Raw genomic sequence first — 23,709 nt, 5'->3', positions numbered from 1 at the left:
AAGGGAGCATGGATGATGATAAAAAGAACGCTGATGCTGTTAGCCATAACAAGTATAGCTTTAACAGGTTGTAAATCATCAGGTCAGACGAGTGGTCAGGTGACGGTTTCAGAATCACCGATATCAAGTGCAGTAGCTACATCGGAGACAACAACTCCTGCGACAACACCTGGAGCGGATCCTACAACTGTGCCGACCAAAGGCAGCGAGGGAGCAACGACGTTAATGAAAGGGGTAACTGCTCTTCGGCTGGCGGATGCTGAGAAAGGCTGGATTGGCGGCAAAGGGTGGATCGCTCATACCGATGACGGTGGTGGAAAGTGGAAGGTGCAATACACGGGCATAGGGGAAGTCGGGCAGTTATTTGCCTTGAATGATCAGGATGCTTGGGCAACTGAAGAAGGGACGGGTAAGCTGTTAAGTACGCATGACGGCGGTGCGCATTGGTCGGCAGTGGGTACCGTTCCGAATCAGGCCTTCCTCCACTTCGTGTCGAAGCAGGAAGCTTATAGCAGCAATGCACAGACCGTAGATGGCGGAGTAAAATGGGCACAATTGCCTGTACCTACGGGGATACAAGGGGATGCGTACTTCCATGATGCTAAGAATGGCTGGGCCGTTCGACAGGTGAAAGATACGATCGAGGTTTTGCGGACGCAAGATGGCGGGCAAAATTGGAAAACCGTCATGTCGCGTCCAACCGTGGCGACACTGACAGGCAATGTCATTCGCTCCGCAGGTATGGATGACGCATGGGTTGAGCTGGTAGGGGAATCGGGGATGACGCAAACGTCGTATTCGCTGTTCCACACGCGGGATGGCGGGAAGACCTGGCAGACCATGCTGGTGAACAGCACGGCTGGCGGCGGCCCGGCCCCTGGATTCCCTATGGGGGATAAGTCGGGGCCGAAGAACACGGGCGCGAAGCCCGGCCCGCTCTACGTCGTGAACCCCGACGTAGCGTTCATGGGCGGCAGCTGCCCGGCCTGCGACAAGCCGAACTCCGTCGGCTGGACGAAAGACGGCGGCAAGACTTGGGTGAACGGCACGGAGTCGTTCACGGGGTATGGCGAGCTGCTGCTGGGCATGGCAGACGCGAATAGCGGCTGGCTCATCACGAATGATAATGAGCAGCCGAGCGTCATGTACACCACCCGCAGCGGTGGTGTGAACTGGAACAAGGTGCATACGTTCGATGCACCCTAAATAGAAAAGGGACACCGCTGATTCATGGCGGTGTCCCTTTTCTATTGTTCGCCCAACGTGGACGGTATCAGCCCCCTTCGCTAATGATTACTCTAACTCGGTGAGGATTATTGATCTGACTTCTCCTAACTCGCTCGGTAATGATTGTAGACGGTTATCAGCGAGAGGGTTAAGCTCAAACCAATCAGCCGCAGACGATTGCGTTGGATGAACAAATCACAACATGTCACAGGAGAGAGCGCATGATGAGTTTCGAGAAATACGAGGATTCTATCCGGGCCACACAGCAATATGAAGAAGATCGCCATAATCGCTACTCGCCCTATTGCGACCTGATTTATTATTCCTCTTCCAGAGAACCGAAGCTGCGGTTGGCCATGCGAGTATTAAAGCCGCGCAACCCATCGCATATTCTGGTGACATCCCATGGATGGCACATGAGTATACCGCCATTTCAATATATGGATACGCCGTATGGGGATGGCCGGTATCTCACGATTGAAGTGGATATGCGGGGGAGAGCCTTCTCGGAAGGTAATCCTGACTGCAACGGTTGGGAGCTGCTAGATGTCATCGATGCCGTGAATTATGTGCGCAAGCATTATGAGGAATGCATCGTCGACCCCGATGTCGTGTACTTTGAGGGAGGAAGCGGAGGAGGGGGTAACGCTTATGCGATTGTCGGCAAATTCCCGGATTTTTTTGCAGCGGCTACGGCGATGTGCGGGATTGCGGATTATGCGGTGTGGTATGAGAATGACGCAATTGGCGAATTCCAGGATGAATTGGATGTGTGGATCGGCTTCCCGCCGCAGATCGATCCGGAAGCTTACATGTCCAGGAGCGGCATAACGCTTGCGGACAATTTGCTCACTCCATTGTTCATCGCCCATGGCGATACGGATATTCGAGTTCCTGTAGAGCATGCAAGAATGTATATGGACCGTATCCGCAAGCTCGGCTTCAACGAAAGAGTCCATTACTTGGAGTTAGAGGGGGTAGGAACGCGGGAGCATTGGGGGAACGCGTCAGAAGAGCAGATGAGACAGATGATGGAGCTGAGCGAAAGAAATCGCATCCGCAACGCTGCTCCGATTCAAATTCCTGACCAAGGCTCCTTTATCGTGGCAGGCTATCTCATCACGAAGAAATTCGCGGTAGTGCTGAACTCTCTAGATCAAGTCGCTATCGTGCACTACGATCTGAATAAAAATGAATTTACCGTGACAGGAGATCGCATTAACGGCTACTCGATTCAGCGATGGTGCGATAGTCGAAACAATTGAAACAGTGTGCTTAACTTTGAGGTTTAACGCTGGCAACTGGAGGAGGACCCTATGGAAATAACCGCATATACCAAACGCATGGGTGAACAAAAAAGTGTTAAACCAACTAGGAAACCCGTCAGGAAGATCATTGTCCGGGACCGATGGCTGTATTTCATGCTTTTGCCAGGCATTATTTATTTCTTATTATTCAAATACCTACCAATGTGGGGCGTGTTGATCGCCTTTCAGAATTACCAGCCCTTTCTTGGTTTTTGGCATAGCGACTGGGTGGGGATGAAGCATTTCATCCGGTTTTTCAATGAACCGACGTTCTGGATGTTGTTTCGTAATACGGTCATACTGGCGCTGTACAACCTGATCTTTTTCTTTCCGTTGCCGATTGTTATCGCTTTGATGCTCAATGAGGTCCGCAAGGATTTTCTGAAACGATTCGTGCAGACGATGATCTATATCCCCCATTTTTTCTCATGGGTCGTGGTAGTCGGTATTTTCTATCTGCTCTTTACGGTGGAAGGCGGTGTGGTGAATGAGGCTATCGTCAGACTGGGCGGAGAGAAAGCGAATTTCCTGATCAGCGCAGATTGGTTTCGAACTCTAATCATGACCGAGGTCATCTGGAAGGAGACGGGCTGGGGTACGATCATCTTCCTTGCCGCCTTGGCGGGCGTGGACCCTGGATTGTATGAAGCGGCCAAAATCGACGGGGCCGGACGCTGGCGTCAGTTATGGCACATTACGCTGCCGGCGATTCGCAGCACGATTGTGATCTTATTGATATTGAGGCTCGGTCATTTCATGGATACGGGATTCGAGCAGATCATCCTGATGCTCAATGCTATGAATCGGGAGGTCGGCGAGGTTTTCGATACGTATGTGTATTCCGTTGGGATCAATCAGGCCCAATTCAGCTATAGTACCGCAGTGGGGCTGTTCAAGTCGTTGGTTGGTTTGATTCTGGTACTGACGACAAACGCGCTGGCCAAGAAGGCCGGAGATGAAGGAATTTATTAACAGGAGGAGGGAGAGCCGATGAAAGACCGCACATGGGGTGGACGGTTGTTCGACATTACCAATATTACGCTATTACTTCTGTTTGCTGCACTGGCAGTGCTTCCGTTTCTATATATGGTGCTGGGTTCCTTCGCGTCACCGGAGGAATTCGCCAAGCGAGGCATGATGCTGATCCCAACCAAGTTTTCACTGGATGCGTACACGTATATTTTTTCAACAAATACGATTGTCCGTAGTTTGTTTAATACAATTTTCATAACCGTGGCTGGGACATTTATCAATCTGCTCTTTACAGTGCTGATGGCGTATCCGCTGGCCCGTAAGGAACTGCTCTGGCGCAAGCCGGTTATGTTGATGGTCATATTCTCCATGCTGTTCAGCGGGGGAATGATTCCGACTTTTCTTGTGGTCAAAATGCTGGGCTTAATGAATTCTTTGTGGTCTCTGCTGATTCCGGGGGCAATTAGCGCCTTCAATCTGATTATCTTGAAGAATTTCTTTCAGCAGATGCCCGAAGGCATCGAGGAATCTGCCAAAATCGACGGTTGCAATGATGTAGGCATTTTGTTCAGAATCGTGCTTCCTTTATCGCTGCCGGCAATTGCCACCTTCTCGCTATTCTATGCGGTGGGGCACTGGAATTCTTTTTTCTCAGCGATTTTATATATCAACGATACGACCAAGTGGCCGATTCAAGTTATCTTGCGTCAGGTCGTCATTATGGCCGAAGGGGGAATTGGCGATTCCAGCCAAGTGAACGAGGCGTTCGTTATCCCTCCGCAATCGATTAAGATGGCGGTCATTACGGTATCGACATTGCCGATTCTCATTGTGTATCCATTTTTGCAAAGGCACTTCGCCAAAGGGGTTTTGTTGGGTTCGGTTAAGGGATGACGCAGGATAGGTTATCTTTTAATATAAAATAAGGGAAGTAAAGGGAGGCTTACAGAAATGACAGGATGGAATGGACGAAAAGGAAAAGGTTGGAGGGTTACTGGAGCTATTATACTGTCGGCAGGGTTGATTGCGGGATGCAGCCAAGGTACAGAGAAAGCAGCAAATTCTTCCGCATCCCCTCAAGGGACACAGGGATCGGAGAAGCCGAAGGAACCGCTTAAATTGTCCATGATGAACATGTATTACTCAGCTGAGCCGCCGAAATCGGATAACGAAGCGGTCAAAATCATTGAGGAGCATACAGGGGCCAAGCTCGATATCACCTGGGTGCCGAATTCGGCTTACAATGACAAAATCAATGCAACTATAGCGGCGGGAGAGCTTCCCCAGATTATGATGATTGCCAGCAACAAGAGCCAAAGTATCGTTAACGCGGTAAGGTCCGGCATGTTCTGGGAGGTGGGTTCTTATCTGAAGGATTATCCGAATCTTAGCAAGTTGAATCCGCTCGTTCTGAACAATATTGCCGTTGACGGCAAGACGTATGGCATCTTCCGCAGCCGTCCGGTCGCACGTGAAGGAATTATTTTGCGTAAGGATTGGTTAGAGGCAGTAGGATTGAGTGAGCCTAAGACAATTGATGAATTCTATAATGTCATTAAAGCATTCAGCACGAAGGACCCGGACAAGAATGGTAAGAATGACACGTTCGGCATGTATGAAGGAAGAGGCATGAATGGTTTCCAGACGATTCTCGGCTGGTATGGCGGTCCTAACCTATACGGGCTACAAAACGACAAGATCGTTCCTGACTTTATGACCAAAGAATACGTCGATGCGCTTAAGTTCTATAAGCGTCTGTATGACGAAAAGCTGATCAACCAGGACTTTGCCGTTGTGCCGGGCACGAAGCGTCAGGAATCGATGAATCAAGGCAATGCTGGACTTATTATCAGTACGTTGGATGATGTGAACGCAGGATTCAATGATCTTGCCAAAGCGAATCCGAAGGCCGTTCTTGATGTAGTCAGCAGAATCAATGGGCCGAAAGGTGAGAGGCTCATGCTGTTTAACGGTGGATATGTGGGTGTGTACATGTTCCCCAAAACAAGCGTGAAAACCGAGAATGATCTCAAAAATATACTAGGCTTTATGAATAAACTTGCCGATGACAAGATGCAAAATCTGTTTGAATGGGGTTTAGAAGGTAAGCATTATAAGGTAGAGAACGGTAAACCGACTCGCACGGATGGCAAAGCGTACGAAACAGACATCAACGCGATTTACCAGCTGCGATTCGATGATGGCGCTCTGGCCAAAGCAGGAGAGGATGCGCCGATCGTCAAGAAGTATAAGCAAATGTTCAAGGATAATGCGGCTATCGCTGTTGCCAATCCGGCTGAGTCGTTCCAATCTGTCACACTCGCCGAGAAAGGTTCCGAGCTGACCAAAATCATTCAGGATGCCAGAATCAAATTCATTATGGGCAACATGGACGAGGCGGGGTGGAATCAGGCTGTGGAGCAATGGCGCAAAGGCGGCGGAGACAAAGTTATTGAAGAATACACAGCGCAATACATGGCGATTAAGAAATAACGAGAGTTCGGCTAGCTGTATGCGGATGGCTGGACTACAATAAGGAAAGGATTTCACCCTGTTTGTGATTTACGGCAGTGAATTCCATCGTATTTCGAAACCATGGAGGTTTGACACATCATGAGGATCCGTCCACCCAAATTTTTGCTTCGTTTGTTTCTGTTCAGCATGCTGCTGGGAACCCTCCCGGTGCTTGTACTCGGGGTGTTGTCCTATCAGAAATCCTCCGAGATCGTCCAGGATAAAGTGGCTAAGGGAAACATGCTAAATCTGGAGCAAACCCAGCAAAGGGTGGAGCAGATTCTGAAGACAGCTGACAAATCAGCGGTGCAATTTATTAGCTCCTCTTTGGTAGGTTCAGCCATGAATATGCAGCTAACCCCGGACCAGTTCGAGACAGTCAATGGCTTGCTGCTTGGGCTGCATCAGCTTCAGAGCTTCGAGTTAGGCATCTATGATGTGCTGCTGGTCAGCTTGAACGCGGGTTGGGCGATTAACAACAGCACCGAAGTGTTCAGACTGGATAGCTTCGGAGAGACAGAGATGGTGAGAAATTACGCCAAGTATGGCAAGACCAGCTTCTGGACGATTGCAGAAGCAGGGAAACAGGTACATCTGGTGAAGAAGCTGCCACTGCATTCGCTTGCCCCTTCGGGTTTGATGATTATGAAATTTCAAAGCAAAGAGATGAACAAGCTGTTGGCTAACAATAGCGATCTTGGGGAAGTGATGATCCTCAATGAGGAGGGGATCGTGCTTGCGCACAGCAATTCGGACCTTATTGGGAAGGACCTCAGCCATGCTGCTGAGCTGCAGCCTCTTTTGCAGGGAACGGATGCGATAGGTACTTATCATTCGAATGAGAATGCTGATGTCGGTGTAACCTTCCGCAAGTCCCCTTACAATGGCTGGACCTATGTGTCTATATCAGCAGTGGATCTTATAACGAAGGATTCCAAAGTAATCGAATGGTATACGTATACGGCGTGCTTGTTGATTTTTGCCGTCACATTGCTGCTTTCTTGGCTGGGGTCAAGGAAAATGTACAGCCCTATCAACCGTTTGTACCGCTCGCTTCAAGCGGAACCGGGGCAGATGCAATCGGTAGATCGCAATCGCGACGAGCTTCAATATATCGGTAGTCAGGTTCATGAGATGCTGCATACCAAACACCGTTTAACTGGCATTATCGAAGGACAGCAGCGGCAGGTGGAGGAGCTGTTCATGATCAAGCTTTATCAAGGGGAGATGAAGTCCCTAGAGATTAAGGAAAGGCTGGGTGCGTTTACCGATAAGGAGGCTTGGAAGCATGTATGCGTCATGGCAGTCCAGATCGATTCACTGAAAGACACCCGATATGAGGAGATGGATAAAGACCTGCTGCTGTTTGCCATCAATAATATAGTTGGTGAAATCGTACCATCGTCCGCAAGGTTGAAGCCGGCGGTCATTCATCATACGCAGGTTACGCTCATTGGCAGTGCGGGGTTGTCCGAGGATTCGTATAAGAAGCGGATTAATGATTGGGCTGCCGAGATCAGGCAGAAGGTGGAGCAATTTCTGGAATTAGGAGTCAGCGTGGGCATCAGCCGATTCTACCCTTCGGTCGTGTCCGCCCAGATGGCCTATCAGGATGCGACGGAAGCGTTGAAGTATACAATTCGTACAGGGCCTGGTTCTGTCATTCATATCGTCGATGTAGAGCCGGAGGGGACGATTCTGTCCTGGTTCCCTGACCGAATTGAGCAGGAGCTGCTGGATGCAGTGAAACTGGCGGATTTCGCGCAAGCGGAGATACTGTTGGATGGATATCTGAAAGAGATCTTTCAAGAAAAGGTGGGGCATCGGGAATATTTCGTACCGCTGACAGCATTTCTGTTGGATTTGACTCGAATGGCGCAGAATTTAGGCGAACCCATAGAGTCATTGTATGACGGGGAGAAGTCGCTGATTGATCAGTTATACCGATTAAAGACGATCAAGGAGATCGGGCAATGGTTCCGGGAGACACTCATTTATCCGATGATGGAGTTATTCGAGAAGAAACGTAAATACCAGTATGCCAAAATCTCTGATCAGATGCTGACGATGATTCATCAGGAGGCGGAGACGGATTTATCGCTCGATCTATGCGCAACCAGGCTGGGCTACCATCCGGATTATATCCGGGGGGTATTCCGCAAAGAGGTAGGGGTCAATTTCAGCGATTATGTATCGAGCTTCCGCTTGCAGCAGGCAAAGTCGATGCTGGTGGATACCGATTTGAAGATTGCTGAGATTGCCGAAAGATTGCATTATAACAATTCACAGAATTTTATACGTTATTTTCGCAAGCAAGAAGGAATTACACCCGGACAATACCGGGAAAAATACCTTTCCAGGGAGTGATCATAGTGATCCTGTTAAAAAAATGGACAGCTGCCGCAATGGCGGCTCTGCTTCTCTTGCCTTATGCAGTCATTGGCAAACCACAGATGGCCGTTGCTAGCGCTAATCATGCGGTGATCCGTGAAGGATCCACCTATTTGCTTGATTTTGAATCCGGAACGATGCAAAACGGCACGTACCATAACGGGAGCAGCAATGCCTTCAAATTTTCTGGGGATACAGCGAATGTATCTTTGAATGGCGGACAAATGGTGCTGGGACCGTTCAATGGTTCAACCGTTGGTGTGTTCGACTACGGATTCACGAGTAATCCTATGAATAAATTCGAAGATTTCGAGCTGTCGTTTGATATGACGATGACACATCGGGAAATGAATAAGCAAGTTGGGATACAGTTTCAGAAGAACGCCTGGAACGACGGTTGGGATGCCCAGTTCAAGACGCATGTCACATATGATGGAAAAATGAATTTTTTTGAAGGAGCAACGTCGATTGCGAATATGGATGGAGGGAAATATCGGGCGATTAAGGACTACGGTGTACCCGGATTGAACAGGGATGTCATGCCTTGGGAAACATTTCGGGTGAAACAGGTTGTTGACGGCAATCACGTTCGTACATATGTGAACGGATCGGCGACTCCGATTGTGGATGTGCTGAGGGCTTCTGAGGTTGGAGCGGGCTTTGTAGGGATATTTGCCAATGCTAATGCTGGCTTCAAGATGGATAATTTCTTGTTAAACAAGCTGAAGCCGGAGAACGAACGCGATGATTTTGGCTTAGCGGGAGATACGGACGGTTTCTACATGTATATTCCACCCTTAAATGAAAGCGTTACCAATTTCCGTATCCGCTATCGCAACATAACGGATAATACCAGCGAGCAGATCATTAACTACTCGGGTCCGAGGGATAAGTATGTACGTATCAATGGTTTAACGGCAAACAAGGATTACATGGTGGAGTTATATCCGGTTTATAAGAGTGACAGAACCCAGATTGATACGGAAATGACCATGTACCGTAGCAAAACGGTTCATGTTGGGCAGCCTTTGCAAACCCAGTTGACGGTAACCAAAGGAGAGACCTTCTATGGCGGCTCCAAGCAAATCGACATCTCCGTCATAGGGGCAGAGCAAGTCAGGTACACACTGGATGGCTCTGAACCTACCTTATCTCATGGGCAGCTGCTTAGCGGGGATTTCATATTCGGTGATTCTCTTCTCGTTGACAAGACTACGAACTTCAAGGCAATTGCGATTTTAAACGGAGAGATCAAAGCCCAGAGGGAGGAAACCTACATAGCAGGGGTCAATCCCGTCTCTCTAACGAACTCAGCAATCTTTAACGTGAGCCAGCCTGTTGTGATGCAATCGGTCTATGCGGACTCGCTCCTGTTTACGACAGATGGGACGAATCCGATCTATAATGCAATTACGGATTCGGCAACGAACGGAACGATTGTGCATGCCAATTCAGTATCCTTGACCGTAACGGAAACGACTTATTTGAAAGCAATGGCGGTACGAGACGGGCTTGTTGGGGCACCTGTTTCGGCTATCTATACCAAGGTTCCGCTTGGCAGTACGTTGGTTACGGATTGGAATTTTACAAGCAGTACGCAAATCTTCGCTCAGGAGCAAGACGAATTGTATGGTAAAACGTCAGCCCCATGGTCGAATTTGTTGGGTTGGGATGTTAATTCGGACAAAGGCGTCTGGGCCAATCATATTGAAACTGATAACGTTTACAGAGACCCAGAAGGCGTTCATATGTTCACGTCTTCCGCACCTATCGAGGCATCCACATCCAATCCGAATTTCTATCTGGACCTGCATGATGCGGGCCTTCCTAACATCCCTGCCGAGTACCGTTATTTGAGCATTTGGATGAAGGTGAATCATACGGCGAATGCGGCCATCTATTTTGGAACTGATGCGGGCACGGATACGAATAAGCTAAGCGAATCAAGAAAGGTGGCATTCCGCAATACGGCGGTTGAAGTGCCAGAATTTCAACGTTACATCATCGATATGGGGGAGCATGTCGGTTGGACAGGGAATATTACGAAGCTGCGAATCGACCCAATGGCGACCTATCCCAGCATGAAGGATGGGATTGAGATTAACGTCAAGGATATCAGCCTGCTTAGGAAGCAAGATCTTCCTGCCGAGATTCGTCTGACCCGATTCGAAACCTCTTCCCAGGAGATCGTATCGCCTGGAGACAGTTTTGTTATCAAAGCCGTTATGGAAAATATAGGAGCCGACACGACAGGGTTGTCTGTTCAACTGGATGCGCCCGATTTCCTTGAGATCACGCCTGTCGGAAGCACATCAGTCACACAATTGGATTCTGGTCAAAGCGTAACCTTAACCTACAATGCCGTTGTGCAGGGAACCGGAGCAGGGGCACTCGTATTCACTGTAAAAGGCATGGGTATCCCGACGACGAGGGGAGTATCGCGTATCTTCAGCGTGAACGCTGTGCTCCCAGCTAGTGGTCAGCCCGATGATGTGGTGATCGGGAATGAGGAGGAGCGGCTGGTATATCCTTCACCTGAGGCTACAGGGCTTGAAGGTTACGGTTTCGCTTGGGTTGAGGCTATGCGAGACGGTACATGGGGCCGAATCGCCGTTATGCCATCCCTAGGAAGCGTACAGGAAATAGTCGGTCAGGACCAATTGATTGTTAAGGAACTGTATGCGCAGGCGCCGTCATCACAGACTCCTGGGAATTTCGTGATTTCTTTCCAGGCGCCGGATGGCGCCAATTGGTCGGGAACCGTCAGTGTCATTGACAGTGTATACGGGAACCTGGAGCTGAAGCATTCGCTGCAGGCCGACAGAATAAGAAATCTTGCCGCCATTGCAGGTCCGACGATGCTATTGGGGGAAGCGGGTATCCCTGCTCTTGATCCACAGTACAAAGTAATCCGTTCCACCACGGATCTGCAGGGGGGATATGTCAATGAAGCGTTGTTCCCCGGGTTGGAATGGCTCGATGCGATGGAGAAAAATAATCGATCCTCGGACACGAATGCGGTAATGGACTCTGTTGATGCCTACCGCTATATCCCTCATCCGCGGAAAATTACCGTGCCCTTGATGGCCTTAAGGAAAGGGGACTTGCTCTTTGGACTGATGTGGGATGCTCGTCAGAAATGGGACGACGAGCATGACCAGCCTTCCGCTTTTTTTGGTCTGCCGAACCGTCTCGAACGTGGGGATAACACCGTATCTACGAAGCTCAGCTTGTTTATTCCTTCGATCATGAATGGGGTAAATGAAAATGCCACTTTCGCGACCGAAATTCCTGCATTTTACGATACGACCTTCGCCAATGCCAATAATGAGAATCCGATTCGTCAGCCGTATAACTTGGCGGCTGAGCAGGTGCTGACGCTCAAGTCACAATTATTCGTGAAGCAAAGCACGGAGATCGCAAATGTAGTCCAGACATGGATGGACAAATATGGGCTTCCAGAGCCGCTTGATTATGCGCACGGAACGATGCAGCAGGAAAGCGAAGCGATTTTGACCAGTTTTGAGAATTTGTGGAACGCTGGAGAAAATAAGTGGATGAACCGCATCGGTCCGGCAGCGACGCCAACGATAACCTCAGCATTTGTCATGCCGTATGCTGTATTGGGTAAGTATGGAGACTTTGACGAGATTGCAAAGCAGCGCATAACGACAGCTATGACGGGGATAGGGACCAATTATTCTACTTATGGGTACCTTCTACCTTACTATTTGGAGGGGATCGCGGCAAGGACGATGGAATCCTTACAAGCCACGAACGTTGACTCTTTGGTTGCTACAGCCAAACTGGTGAATCCGTCCAGTGTAACCGAGGGTGTTTATTGGGACTATCAGACATTCATCGTCCGCAAGGGATTCCAGATTAGTCCCTATATGGGGCAGTTAACTGATGTGACTGCAGGCTCGAATGCCGAATTTCTATTTAAAATGCTGCGACAAGCCCGATTGACGGGAAATACTACCGCAACGACCTATGGTCTTGCCGGTCTGAACTACATGAACGAGAGCTTTAAAATGCCCAGGGGTTCGCAGTCATGGGAGCTCCGAAACATGATTCCCGAGCTGGAGACGGCAGCTGTAGCTGTAAGAGCTAACGTGGAAGCTTATGGCGTGACAGGATCTACGACCTATTTGGAATACGCAAGATTATGGGCTAACAGAGGGTTGCCGTTTATCTACCTGTGGGACGATGGCAGCTATGGAACGAACAAAGCGGATGGGCATGGTGGGTACTTCGGCAGCCATACATTCATGCGTTACGGAGCTTTAGCGGCCTTCGGACAGTCCATTTATCGGACCGATGGCAAACCGCTGCCGGGAACCTGGTTCGGCCGCCCCGTCCAATGGTCAGGTCATGACTACGGTATCGCCCTTATGGAACTCTACGAAGCTATGGACGGAGCAGGGATGTGGGATGACTATCTGCATGGCGGAGGGGTTAATTACCGCACGATCAGCGAGGGACTATCTGTAAGCGGCTCGCGACAAACAACCGCGGCGGATAATCGTTATCCGACGCACCTCTATGATGCGGCAAGCCTGCTCAAGTGGGAGACGTCCGATTACTTGTATCCAAATTATCAGGGGGCTGAGCTGCTCGGCTTGTTGCTCGGTGAACGGGGAAATCCAATTATGCAACGGATCACGATCGGTACGAAGGAGCTCCGTGTTAGCGCACCGGCACCCTTTGAGGTGTTGAATGCGCAGACGAATCAGCTCAATCTGAGATTGAGCTTCTCGGGACCGGGCGAATATACGGTCTTCCTTCAAGGGATCGCGGCGATTGGTCAGGCGCAGCTTGCAGGCATGAATTCAGGATCAGGTGCGGAGCTCACATCGTTCGCTGTCCGCTCAGTCAGCGGTTTCGCTGAGGTACATCTTAAGATCACAGCGGAAGGAGAGTCGCAAGCGGAGATAGCATTAACCGGGGTTGTTCTGAAGTAATGGAGAAGTGCCCTGCCCTACGAGAACCCGCATTGTACAGTTGTATGAGAGGTCTAGCCGTCCTCTCTTTCTCCATTCACTTCGTAGGCGTATCACTCCCGTTGCCATTTCCATTCCCATTCGTCCCATTGGTATTCTTCCCATTAAAGAATGTCGAAGTTAGGTCACGCAGCTTCTCCATGAACTTCCCGTACCCATAGCCCGTCAGGAAGGCGATGCTGATACGCGCTGACATCGAGTCATCCACTTGCAGCAGCATAATGCCACTTTCGAATAGAATAATCGTGATAATGGCAGAGCCGAAGCAAAGCACAGGCCGCATGAGATACCAGTAGATCCACTGCGTGGTCAACTCTTGGTAATGCTCGTGGAACATGCGCAAACCATATAAAGCACCGCCTAGGGACCCTGCGAAGCCAAAGATGGCATATTCATGATAGATGGCGAAGTCAATGCCCATGATCTTGCGTTCAAAAGTTGCGCTGCCAAGCACGGCCATCATCCATAGGCTGCCGACAAACCAGATCACTAAGTAAGCAAAGATCGCCTGCTTGCCGAATCGGTGAATGGGATTCATAGCAAAACACCGCCCTTACAATGGATATTACCATTGTATGAGCGGTGTTTTTGATGATGCCTGAATATAGGAACGCTTATCCGACTGTTCTAGGTATTCAATGATTGCTGTTGCACAGCTTCGTTCTTCCTCATTGTAGCCCTCACGGATGTCTGTTCTCCGCTTAGCTAGCTCGGGATATTGCTCGAGCAGCAGCTTAAACCAATGGTCAATCATGGCGAGCGATGTGATGCGTTGCCCGTATCCATTTTCTTGAAAATAAGTGCAGTTTTTCTCTTCCTGTCCGGGAATCGGACTGTAGAACAGCATGGGAATACCCTTGGCCATCGCCTCTGTGCAGGTCATTCCGCCTGGCTTCGTAACCAGCAAATCAGAGATATCCATCAGCTTGCTGATCTCAGTGGTATAGCCAATGAGATGAATATTGGGCTGACGGAAGATCTCTTCCTCCAGCAACTGGAGGCGTGCTTTTTCATTGGTGCCGAGACAGATCAGCAGCTGTATATCCTTGCTCCAACTTGCTAAATAAGTCAGCATTTCTTCTTTTTCTTCTTTTTTAAAAACACCCCAGCCGCCGCCCATGACCATGACGGTAGGCATAGCTTTGAGACCAAATTCTTGACGGATATGTTCTTTGCTATGCGCTTTGCGGAAATTAGGGTGAACTGGAATGCCCGTCACCTCGATACGCTTGTCCTGAACGCCGCAGTCCATCAGGCGCTCCCTAACAAGGGGAGTGGATACCAAATATTTATCTACGGCAGAGTCTATCCACGTCCCATGAACATCGTAATCGGTGATAACGGTGAAGAGAGGGATATCCAGTCCCGCGCGTTTTAACCTAGAGACAATAATACTTGGGAATGGATGTGTACAGACGATCAAATCAGGTTTCAACTGCTTGATAACGGTTTTTGTTCGTGAATAAAAGAACCGATGCAGCACGAGACTGGCTACGCGACTCGGCCTTTTGTCATAATGATGGCGATAGAGCATACCGTACAGTCTAGGTTGTGATGTTACCGTGCGGCGGTATGCCGAGAAGACCCAAGGAGCTAAGGTAGGATGCAAAAAAGCGCCAAGCTCAATCACGCGCGTAATCATTTCTGGCGAGGATTGGCGCAGCTCCCCAGACAGCGCATGAGCAGCTTGTGTATGACCTTTCCCGAAGCCCTCGGATAATAGCAAAATCCGTTTTTTACGCAAGGAACTCACCTTTCTTTGTACATACCATATCAATCTTTAAGCATGCGTCGCTTTCTTCTTGGAGGCATAGCATTTACGGCATACAGGAACGTAACTTTCATTCCCGCCGATCTGGATCTGCTCACCATGGAAGATAGGAACACCGTCTTTGCAGCGCATGTTCATAATGGCCTTTTTATCACAATACCAACAAATGGTTTTAATTTCCTCAATCGTATCAGCTACAGCCAGAAGCGCATTGCTGCCTTCAAATAATTGTCCCATGAAATCAGCGCGAAGCCCGTAAGCGATAACAGGAATGTCCAATTCATCGACGACTTCAATCAACTGAGAGACTTGGGCTTTGTTCAAGAATTGAGCTTCGTCGACCAGAATGCAATTCGGACGCTCGGTCTGCGCTAAAGCGACCATATCCAAATGTTCGTCAACAACGATGGCTCCTTTTTGCATGCCGATGCGCGAAGCGACCTTGCCGACACCGAAGCGATCATCCATAACGGAAGTGAGGAGAAGCACCTTTTTGCCTTGTTCCTCATAATTATGAGCTACGCGTAATACTTCAATCGATTTACCGCTATTCATCGTGCCATAACGAAAGTACAATTTTGCCAAGCGGGGACAGTCCCTTCTGCGGATGTTTATATGGTGAAGAAATAAGTTGCAGCCATGCTTTCCAACTCAGCCAGCTTAACAGCGGCTTGAAAGCTCACTTCTGAGGCGAGTTTGTCGCCTATTAGCGGTTGTTTCTGGTGAACCTTCCCGATCTTGACTTCGATGCTGCCGGGTACGGGCTCTTGCGTAATTTGAATTCGGTGAGGCTCATACATCAGGACATGAATCGTTTCTCGGGCCGTCACATTGTTGCTCTGCAGCAGCTCTTGAATGAGTTCGTGATCCATCAGTCCCGGAATTCGTTCCTTCATGCCAGGATTTGCTTCGCAATGATGAACCGTTGCTTTCGCAAGCATCGCGTCCATAGCTAGAAACTGCGGGTGCAGGATGAGTCGGTGTTCTTCAACAATCGCATCAATAAGTGCTAGTGCTGAGGTTTCATTCGCTTCTATGTAGGGACCTCGTAAACGCAGTCCTTGTACTAATTCTGAAGGTGGCAGCGTCTGACGACCCGCATAGTAGGTATCCCTCAGGAAGCTATCCAAGTGATCGAGTCCAAGAACCGTTGAGGGGTTCGTTAGCGGTGTTTCTTGTTTCAGAAGATCAATAATAGCTCGCGGCGAAATGCCGTGTCTGATCAAAATATCCGCAATGACACCTTGCCCAATTAATTGTTCGGTTTGACGATGATGATTATACCCAAGTGTCCGTTCAACCGCATGGGAGAAAGGCAGGTGTCCGATATCATGAAGCAGTGCCGCAATGCGCAGATGAGGTTCATCTGGGCAGAAGTGAGCCATGAGTGACCAAACGCCAACCGTATGTTCGAATCGTGAATGTGTAAGTGGTGTGAATAGAGCCGATGCTCCGAAATGATGTAAAAACTTCAGGCGGCGTACCGGCTTTGAGCGAAAGAGCTCAATCTCGACCGGATGAGCTTCTAGCTGCCATTGATAAAGAGGCTCCGTAATCATGCCGTCCTCAAAAGTATGCTGTATACTCAAACAGAGGTCCTCCTAAGATGTGGAATCTCGATGTATGTTCTTGCAGCGGTATTAGTTATCATAGCATGAAACATAGAAAGTTTGCTATCACATGCCATGCCCGTCCTACTTATATAGGAAATGAGACTATTTGACGTGCCTATACAATATGATTTTACTAGCGATTCTATTAAAATGAAAACCTTTTCAAATTAAATATTTTTAAATTGAACTATAGGAAATCAAGTGTTAATATAATATAAAAAATATTGAGAATATTTCATCTACTTATTGCGGACGTAGTTGAAATAGGGAGCAGCAACTCATTTCTTTTTAGCACTTTAAAGCATATGATTCACAAAGTCCAAAGAAATAACGAGGGAAGAAAGGTTGCTCAACATGACAATTAATGGATTACCTCCCAAACAGGGATTGTACGATCCGAGGAATGAGCATGATGCTTGTGGTATAGGCTTTGTAGCCAATATCAAGGGTGTCAAATCTCATGCCATCGTCAAGCAAGCGCTTCGTGTACTTTGCAATTTGGATCATCGCGGTGGGCAAGGTTGTGAACAGAATACGGGAGATGGCGCAGGCATTTTAATGCAAATACCAGATGCTTATTTCCAATATGCTTGTGAAAAAGAGAACATGAAGCTGCCGATTTCTGGTACTTATGGGGTAGGTATGGTTTATTTGCCTCAGGAATTAGAGGCTCGCCAAGCTTGCGAAAGCACAATTGAGAGAATAGTCAGACAAGAAGGTCAACAGTTTATTGGATGGAGAACCGTTCCAACGAATAACAGTTCCTTGGGGGATTCTGCCATATCTGCTGAACCGTATGTTCGTCAGGTGTTTATCGGCCAAAGCGCGGATATTGCGACGAATCTCGATTTTGAACGCAAGCTGTATATCATTCGCAAGTTATCTGAAAACGCTATCAAAATATCCAACCCGGGATCGCAATTTTACTATTCTAGCTTGTCTAGCAGAACGATCGTATATAAAGGGATGCTAACACCTGAGCAAGTTGATGCATATTACGTGGAATTGCAAGATGAGAGGGTCCAATCTGCCTTAGCGCTTGTTCACTCCCGGTTCAGTACAAATACGTTCCCAAGCTGGGAACGTGCGCATCCGTACCGTTATTTGATTCATAATGGTGAAATCAATACGCTTCGCGGTAACGTCAACTGGATGCACGCACGTCAAGCGATGTGTGATTCCGATTTATTTGGTGAAGATTTTGAGCGCATTCTTCCTGTCATTGATACGGATGGATCCGATTCTCAAATGTTTGATAATACACTAGAGTTCCTGATGCTCTCAGGTCGTTCGTTGCCGCATGCGGCTATGATGATGGTACCAGAGCCTTGGTCTAAGCACGAAGGGATGGATGATGAGAAGAAAGCGTTCTACGAGTATCACAGCACCTTGATGGAGCCGTGGGATGGGCCAGCAGCAATTGCGTTCACGGATGGCAGTCAAATCGGAGCGATTCTTGATCGCAATGGCTTGCGCCCTTCGCGTTACTATGTGACAACGGACGATTTGATCGTTCTTGCTTCTGAAGTAGGCGTGCTTGATATTGAGCCTGAGCGTATTTTGTACAAAGACCGTTTGAGACCAGGGCGAATGCTACTTGTAGATACTGTTGAAGGTCGCATCGTGACAGACGAAGAGATTAAGAGCGGCATCGCCAGCGAGCAGCCGTATCGGGATTGGTTGAATGAACATCTCATTTCCTTGGAGGATCTTGAAGATGCGCCAATGGTACTTGGCTCTGACCATGATACGATTCTGCAGCGTCAGCAAGCATTTGGCTATACTTTTGAACAACTGCGCAAGACCCTTGAGCCTATGGGCAAAACAGGTGTGGATCCGATCGGTTCCATGGGTACGGATGCGCCACTAGCGGTGCTTTCAGATCGTCCGCAGCTGATGTATAACTATTTCAAACAATTATTCGCGCAAGTAACGAATCCGCCAATTGATGCGAACTTTGAAGAAATTATTACGGCGCAGGGCACCACGATTGGGCCAGAGCGCAACCTGATTAAGCCGGAGCCAGAGAGCTGCCGCCAAATTCGCTTGAAGTCGCCGTTCCTCTCCAACGATGAGTTGGCGAAACTCCGTTATATTAATCGTGATGGGTTCAAAACGGTGACGTTGCCGACGCTTTTCGAAGCAGCGGCAGGCACAGCTGGGCTCGAGAATGCCATGCAAGCCTTGTATGCAGCTGCCGATCAAGCCATTGTTGATGGCGCAACGTTACTTATTCTATCTGACCGTGGCGTTGATAGCGTCAGCGCACCGATTCCAGCCCTTTTGGCAACATCGGGCCTGCATCATCATCTGATTCGTCAGGGTACACGTACGAAAGTCAGCTTGCTTGTCGAGTCTGGTGAGCCGCGTGAAGTGCACCATTTTGCCTTATTGCTAGGCTATGGCGCAGGTGCGATCAACCCTTATTTAGCGTTAGAAACGTTAGACGACATGATTCAGCGTAAGCAGCTCGTTGGCGTTGATCATGAGAAGGCGATTTATAACTACATCAAAGCTGTCACGAAGGGTGTAGTCAAAGTGTTGGCCAAAATGGGGATTTCCACCATTCAAAGCTATCGCGGGGCGCAAATTTTCGAAGCGATCGGCTTGAGCCAAGAGCTGGTAGACAGCTACTTCACTTGGACGTACACACCAGTGGGTGGTATCGGTATCGACATGGTTGCGAAGGAAGCCTTGATGCGTCACAGCCGTGCGTTCTCTGAGCAAGAGGGACGCGATCGCGTGCTGGATACAGGCGGGGACTTGCAATGGCGCCGAGACGGGGAGGATCACATTTATACCCCGGAAACTGTGCATGCTTTGCAATCGGCAGTACGAAGCAATAACTATGCGATGTACAAAAATTTCTCTAAGCTCGTCAAACGGGAAGACGAGAAATATATGGCTTTGCGCGGACTGCTAAGCTTCAAAGGAGGACGCACACCGATTCCGATCGAAGAGGTGGAGCCGATCGAATCGATCTTTAAGCGCTTCAAGACGGGAGCCATGTCCTACGGCTCCATCTCCAAGGAAGCGCACGAAACGATCGCGATTGCGATGAACCGCATCGGCGGCAAGAGCAACACCGGCGAAGGCGGCGAGCATCCGGAACGCTTCACGCCGGATGCGAACGGCGATCTTCGCCGTAGTGCCATTAAGCAGGTGGCGTCCGGCCGCTTCGGCGTCACGAGCCATTATCTCGTCAATGCTGACGAGATTCAGATCAAGATGGCGCAGGGGGCGAAGCCCGGCGAGGGCGGTCAGCTCCCGGGAACCAAGGTGTACCCTTGGGTAGCCGAGGTTCGCGGTGTTACGCCAGGCGTGGGCTTGATTTCGCCACCGCCGCATCATGATATTTATTCGATCGAGGATCTCGCAGAGCTGATCCACGATCTCAAGAATGCCAACCCGCGGGCACGGATCAGCGTTAAGCTGGTGTCCGAGGTGGGTGTTGGCACGATCGCTGCCGGCGTAGCCAAAGGGAAGGCGGATGTTGTCCTCATCTCCGGCTACGACGGAGGCACAGGCGCGTCACCGCAGACGAGTATTCGTCACGCGGGACTGCCTTGGGAGCTCGGTCTGGCGGAGACGCATCAGACGCTCGTGCTGAACAACCTGCGCAGCCGGATCGTCGTCGAGACGGACGGCAAGCTGATGACAGGGCGCGACGTTGTCGTAGCTGCCCTGCTCGGTGCCGAGGAGTTCGGCTTCGCAACGACACCATTAATTACAATCGGCTGCGTGATGATGCGCGTCTGCCATTTGGATACCTGTCCGGTTGGGGTTGCTACGCAAAATCCGGAGCTTCGCAAGAAATTTGCTGGAGACCCGCAGCATGTTGTGAATTTCATGACCTTCATCGCGAACGATGTGCGCGAGATGATGGCAGAGCTTGGCTTCCGCACCATTGAAGAGATGGTTGGACGTACCGATATCCTGGAGTCCAAGCCAGCGGTCGAACATTGGAAGGCCAAAGGTGTCGATCTTACGCCTCTATTGCACCAACCTGATATGGGCGAAGAAGTTGGTCGCTTCTGCTCTATGCAGCAGGATCACGGCTTAGATCGCTCCTTGGATATGACGAAGCTGCTCGATATTTGTGAGCCAGCGATTGAGCGCAAAGAGTACGTACACGCGGTTCTGCCAATTACGAACGTGAACCGTGTTGTCGGAACAATCGTGGGCAGCGAAGTGACACGCCGTCACGGCGTGGAAGGCTTGCCACACGATACGATTCGTCTACATTTTGAAGGATCAGCAGGTCAAAGCTTTGGTGCCTTCGTACCGAAAGGGATCACACTCTCCCTTGAAGGAGATGCCAATGACTATGTTGGGAAAGGATTGTCTGGCGGTAAGCTGGCGATTTTCCCATCGAGTAAGTCGACTTTTGTACCTGAAGAGAACGTCATTATCGGCAATACGGCATTCTATGGAGCAACAGACGGGGATGCATACATCCGAGGTATCGCGGGCGAGCGCTTCTGTGTGAGAAACAGTGGCGTACGTGCTGTCGTCGAGGGTGTCGGTGATCATGGCTGTGAGTATATGACAGGTGGTCGCGTCGTCGTTCTGGGTCCAACAGGGCGTAACTTCGCAGCGGGTATGTCAGGCGGTATTGCCTACGTTCTGGACGTGAATGGTGAGTTCCAAAGCAAAGTGAATAAAGAGATGGTGTATCTCGAGCAGTTGGAAGAAACGTATGAGATGAATGAATTAAAAACGATGATTCAACATCATGCCACATTTACGGATAGCAGCGTTGCCCACCAAGTTATTCAGCACTGGGATGAGTACGTTTGGAAGTTCGTGAAGGTTATACCGAAGGACTACAAACGGATGTTTGATGCTATCGAGAAAGTGAAACGTTCCGGTCTAAGCCAGCAGGAAGCGGTTATGGTTGCTTTCGAGGCGAATATGCGAGATGTTTCCCGTGTCGGTGGAAATTAACGAAACTCAGGAGGGATAAACGGAAATGGGTAAACCAACCGGTTTTATAGAACATGCTCGTGAAGTGGCATCCGAAGCTGCTCCCCTGGTCCGAATCGGCCATTGGAAAGAGTTTGCGACACCGCTTACGCAAGATAAATTACAAATACAAGGCTCTCGCTGTATGGATTGCGGGATTCCTTTCTGCCACACAGGATCACTAATCAGCGGCATGGCTGCCGGTTGCCCAGTGAACAACCTCATTCCAGAGTGGAATGATCTTGTGTATCGAGGTCAATGGCGCGAAGCCTTGGATCGTCTGCACAAGACGAATAATTTCCCGGAATTCACAGGCCGTGTATGCCCAGCACCATGTGAAGGCTCTTGTACAGTAGGCTTGAAAGATACACCGGTTACGATCAAAAGCATTGAGAAAGCGATCATCGACAAAGGCTTCGATGAAGGCTGGATCAAGCCTGAACCGCCAGAAACCCGCACGGGGAAGAAGGTTGCGGTTGTGGGTTCAGGTCCTTCCGGGCTTGCAGCAGCAGCGCAGCTGAACAAAGCAGGACATTGGGTTACCGTATTCGAACGGGCAGACCGCGTTGGCGGCTTGCTGATGTACGGTATCCCGAACATGAAGCTGGACAAAAAGTACGTCCAGCGCCGTGTAGATCTGCTTGAAGCCGAGGGCGTAGCCTTCATAACGGGTGCTCACGTGGGTGTGAACTATCCGATTGAGAAGCTGCAAGAGGAATTCGATGCGATCGTCCTATGCGGCGGAGCTACGAAAGGCCGCGATCTTCCGATCGAGGGCCGTGAGCTCGGCGGCGTGCATCTGGCGATGGAATTCCTGAGCAAGAACACGAAGAGCTTGCTCGATTCCGAGCATGCGGATCGTGAATTCATTTCCGCCGAAGGCAAAGACGTTATTGTCATCGGTGGTGGTGATACCGGAACGGACTGCGTGGGAACTTCCATTCGTCACAAGTGTAAGAGCGTGACGCAGTTCGAAATTATGCCAAAGTCACCGGAAACACGTCCAGCGAACAACCCTTGGCCGGAGTGGCCAAAAGTACTTAAGGTGGACTACGGTCAACAAGAGGCGGCTGCGCTTCAAGGCGAAGATCCTCGGACGTATTTGATCAACACGAAGAAATTCGTGGGGGATGAGAACGGCAACTTGAAGGAGTTGCACACGGTTCTAATCGAGTGGCAGAAGAACGATAAAGGCGCGTTCGTGCCTGTGGAAGTGCCTGGCAGCGAGAAAGTTTACCCAGCGCAACTGGTGTTAATCGCGATGGGCTTCACAGGTCCTGAGAACACAGTGCTGGATCAGCTTGGCGTTGCCAAAGACGAGCGCTCCAATGCCAAAGCCGATTACGGGAAGTTCGCTACGAACGTAGACGGGGTTTTCGCGGCTGGCGATATGCGTCGTGGGCAAAGCCTGGTTGTGTGGGCGATCAACGAAGGTCGTGCTGTCGCGCGTGAAGTGGATCGATTCTTGATGGGATCATCAAATTTACCATAAGATCATCAGTGAGGGCTGCTTGCAGGTAGAAAGTTACCTGCAAGCAGTTTTGTTGTTGTTCGCCCGAAATAACGTTATGGAAGCATCTTATTTGCTCATCTGGTACAGAAATCGGAAGAATAGCGTTACGGCACAGTGTTATTCAGGCTGAATGACCCAATTTCACTCATTTATATCGAAATAACGTTATTGCGTAACGCTAATTTTCTGACAAACACCTATATGGCGTAAATAACGTTATGGCAGACCCTTATTTGGAAATGGATGTGAGCGCATTTTTGTGGGGGGAGAAATGGTCTCTGAAATCGGTCATCGGAATAGTGAGGCGATGACACCCGCAGCTCTTTTCTCAAGACCATATCCCATATGGGATATGGTCAATTCTTAAAGTAGTATTTTACAATGAAATGAATGTTAATTATTTCAGAGTGAGAGGAAGAGAGCTATCCAATTC

At 49.4% G+C, this 23,709-nt stretch carries 13 protein-coding genes; 9 read left to right on the top strand and 4 right to left on the bottom strand.

Features of this window, described 5'->3' with window-relative positions; all coding sequences use genetic code 11:
* The first annotated feature begins 12 nt into the window (after window positions 1–12).
* From AC58PV_RS04560 to AC58PV_RS04530, 7 genes are all read left to right on the top strand, one after another.
* The gene (locus AC58PV_RS04560) at window positions 13–1,206 is read left to right on the top strand and encodes a YCF48-related protein (RefSeq protein ID WP_497431089.1); all 1,194 of its coding nucleotides are present in this window, start codon (window positions 13–15) and stop codon (window positions 1,204–1,206) included.
* A 242-nt stretch (window positions 1,207–1,448) separates the two neighbouring features.
* On the top strand, window positions 1,449–2,492 hold the full coding sequence (locus AC58PV_RS04555) for an alpha/beta hydrolase family protein (protein ID WP_497431088.1): 1,044 nt from the start codon (window positions 1,449–1,451) through the stop codon (window positions 2,490–2,492).
* A gap of 78 nt (window positions 2,493–2,570) precedes the next feature.
* Entirely contained in the window at window positions 2,571–3,506 is a 936-nt protein-coding gene (locus tag AC58PV_RS04550) for an ABC transporter permease (protein WP_497431379.1), read from the top strand.
* Between the two features lie 18 nt (window positions 3,507–3,524).
* Entirely contained in the window at window positions 3,525–4,400 is an 876-nt protein-coding gene (locus AC58PV_RS04545) for a carbohydrate ABC transporter permease (protein WP_497431087.1), read from the top strand.
* A gap of 57 nt (window positions 4,401–4,457) precedes the next feature.
* On the top strand, window positions 4,458–5,999 hold the full coding sequence (locus AC58PV_RS04540) for an extracellular solute-binding protein (RefSeq protein ID WP_497431086.1): 1,542 nt from the start codon (window positions 4,458–4,460) through the stop codon (window positions 5,997–5,999).
* Between the two features lie 120 nt (window positions 6,000–6,119).
* A complete protein-coding gene (locus AC58PV_RS04535) occupies window positions 6,120–8,387 on the top strand; it encodes a helix-turn-helix domain-containing protein (RefSeq protein WP_497431085.1) in 2,268 nt (755 codons plus the stop codon).
* Window positions 8,388–8,392: 5 nt separating this feature from the next.
* A complete protein-coding gene (locus AC58PV_RS04530; protein ID WP_497431084.1) occupies window positions 8,393–13,375 on the top strand; it encodes a hypothetical protein in 4,983 nt (1,660 codons plus the stop codon).
* A gap of 76 nt (window positions 13,376–13,451) precedes the next feature.
* Here AC58PV_RS04530 and AC58PV_RS04525 read toward each other — a convergent pair whose 3' ends face one another.
* From AC58PV_RS04525 to AC58PV_RS04510, 4 genes are read right to left on the bottom strand one after another with little or no spacing between them, the layout of a single operon-like run.
* Entirely contained in the window at window positions 13,452–13,952 is a 501-nt protein-coding gene (locus AC58PV_RS04525; RefSeq protein ID WP_497431083.1) for a hypothetical protein, read from the bottom strand.
* A gap of 27 nt (window positions 13,953–13,979) precedes the next feature.
* Entirely contained in the window at window positions 13,980–15,158 is a 1,179-nt protein-coding gene (locus AC58PV_RS04520; protein ID WP_497431082.1) for an MGDG synthase family glycosyltransferase, read from the bottom strand.
* A gap of 36 nt (window positions 15,159–15,194) precedes the next feature.
* Complete coding sequence (locus tag AC58PV_RS04515; RefSeq protein WP_497431081.1) at window positions 15,195–15,770, bottom strand: thymidine kinase; 576 nt, start codon at window positions 15,768–15,770, stop codon at window positions 15,195–15,197.
* A 26-nt stretch (window positions 15,771–15,796) separates the two neighbouring features.
* Entirely contained in the window at window positions 15,797–16,774 is a 978-nt protein-coding gene (locus AC58PV_RS04510; RefSeq protein ID WP_497431080.1) for an HD domain-containing protein, read from the bottom strand.
* A gap of 378 nt (window positions 16,775–17,152) precedes the next feature.
* Between AC58PV_RS04510 and gltB the strand changes: the two genes are divergently transcribed.
* Together gltB and AC58PV_RS04500 are read left to right on the top strand one after the other, a co-directional pair.
* On the top strand, window positions 17,153–21,745 hold the full coding sequence (gene gltB / locus AC58PV_RS04505; RefSeq protein WP_497431079.1) for a glutamate synthase large subunit: 4,593 nt from the start codon (window positions 17,153–17,155) through the stop codon (window positions 21,743–21,745).
* Between the two features lie 25 nt (window positions 21,746–21,770).
* Window positions 21,771–23,255, top strand: coding sequence for a glutamate synthase subunit beta (locus AC58PV_RS04500; RefSeq protein ID WP_497431078.1), 1,485 nt, complete (start codon window positions 21,771–21,773; stop codon window positions 23,253–23,255).
* The last annotated feature ends 454 nt before the right edge of the window (window positions 23,256–23,709 follow it).

The sequence above is a fragment of the Paenibacillus sp. J22FR83 genome (assembly GCF_059691955.1).
The sequence above is the reverse complement of the archived record's forward strand: the minus strand, read 5'-3'. Positions and strand labels throughout refer to the sequence as shown.

Coding starts and splice junctions, on each gene's coding strand:
- AC58PV_RS04560 (WP_497431089.1), top strand. CDS start 13: ATGATGATAAAAAGAACGCTGATGCTGTTAGCCATAACAAGTATAGCT.
- AC58PV_RS04555 (WP_497431088.1), top strand. CDS start 1,449: ATGATGAGTTTCGAGAAATACGAGGATTCTATCCGGGCCACACAGCAA.
- AC58PV_RS04550 (WP_497431379.1), top strand. CDS start 2,571: ATGGGTGAACAAAAAAGTGTTAAACCAACTAGGAAACCCGTCAGGAAG.
- AC58PV_RS04545 (WP_497431087.1), top strand. CDS start 3,525: ATGAAAGACCGCACATGGGGTGGACGGTTGTTCGACATTACCAATATT.
- AC58PV_RS04540 (WP_497431086.1), top strand. CDS start 4,458: ATGACAGGATGGAATGGACGAAAAGGAAAAGGTTGGAGGGTTACTGGA.
- AC58PV_RS04535 (WP_497431085.1), top strand. CDS start 6,120: ATGAGGATCCGTCCACCCAAATTTTTGCTTCGTTTGTTTCTGTTCAGC.
- AC58PV_RS04525 (WP_497431083.1), bottom strand. CDS start 13,952: ATGAATCCCATTCACCGATTCGGCAAGCAGGCGATCTTTGCTTACTTA.
- gltB (WP_497431079.1), top strand. CDS start 17,153: ATGACAATTAATGGATTACCTCCCAAACAGGGATTGTACGATCCGAGG.
- AC58PV_RS04500 (WP_497431078.1), top strand. CDS start 21,771: ATGGGTAAACCAACCGGTTTTATAGAACATGCTCGTGAAGTGGCATCC.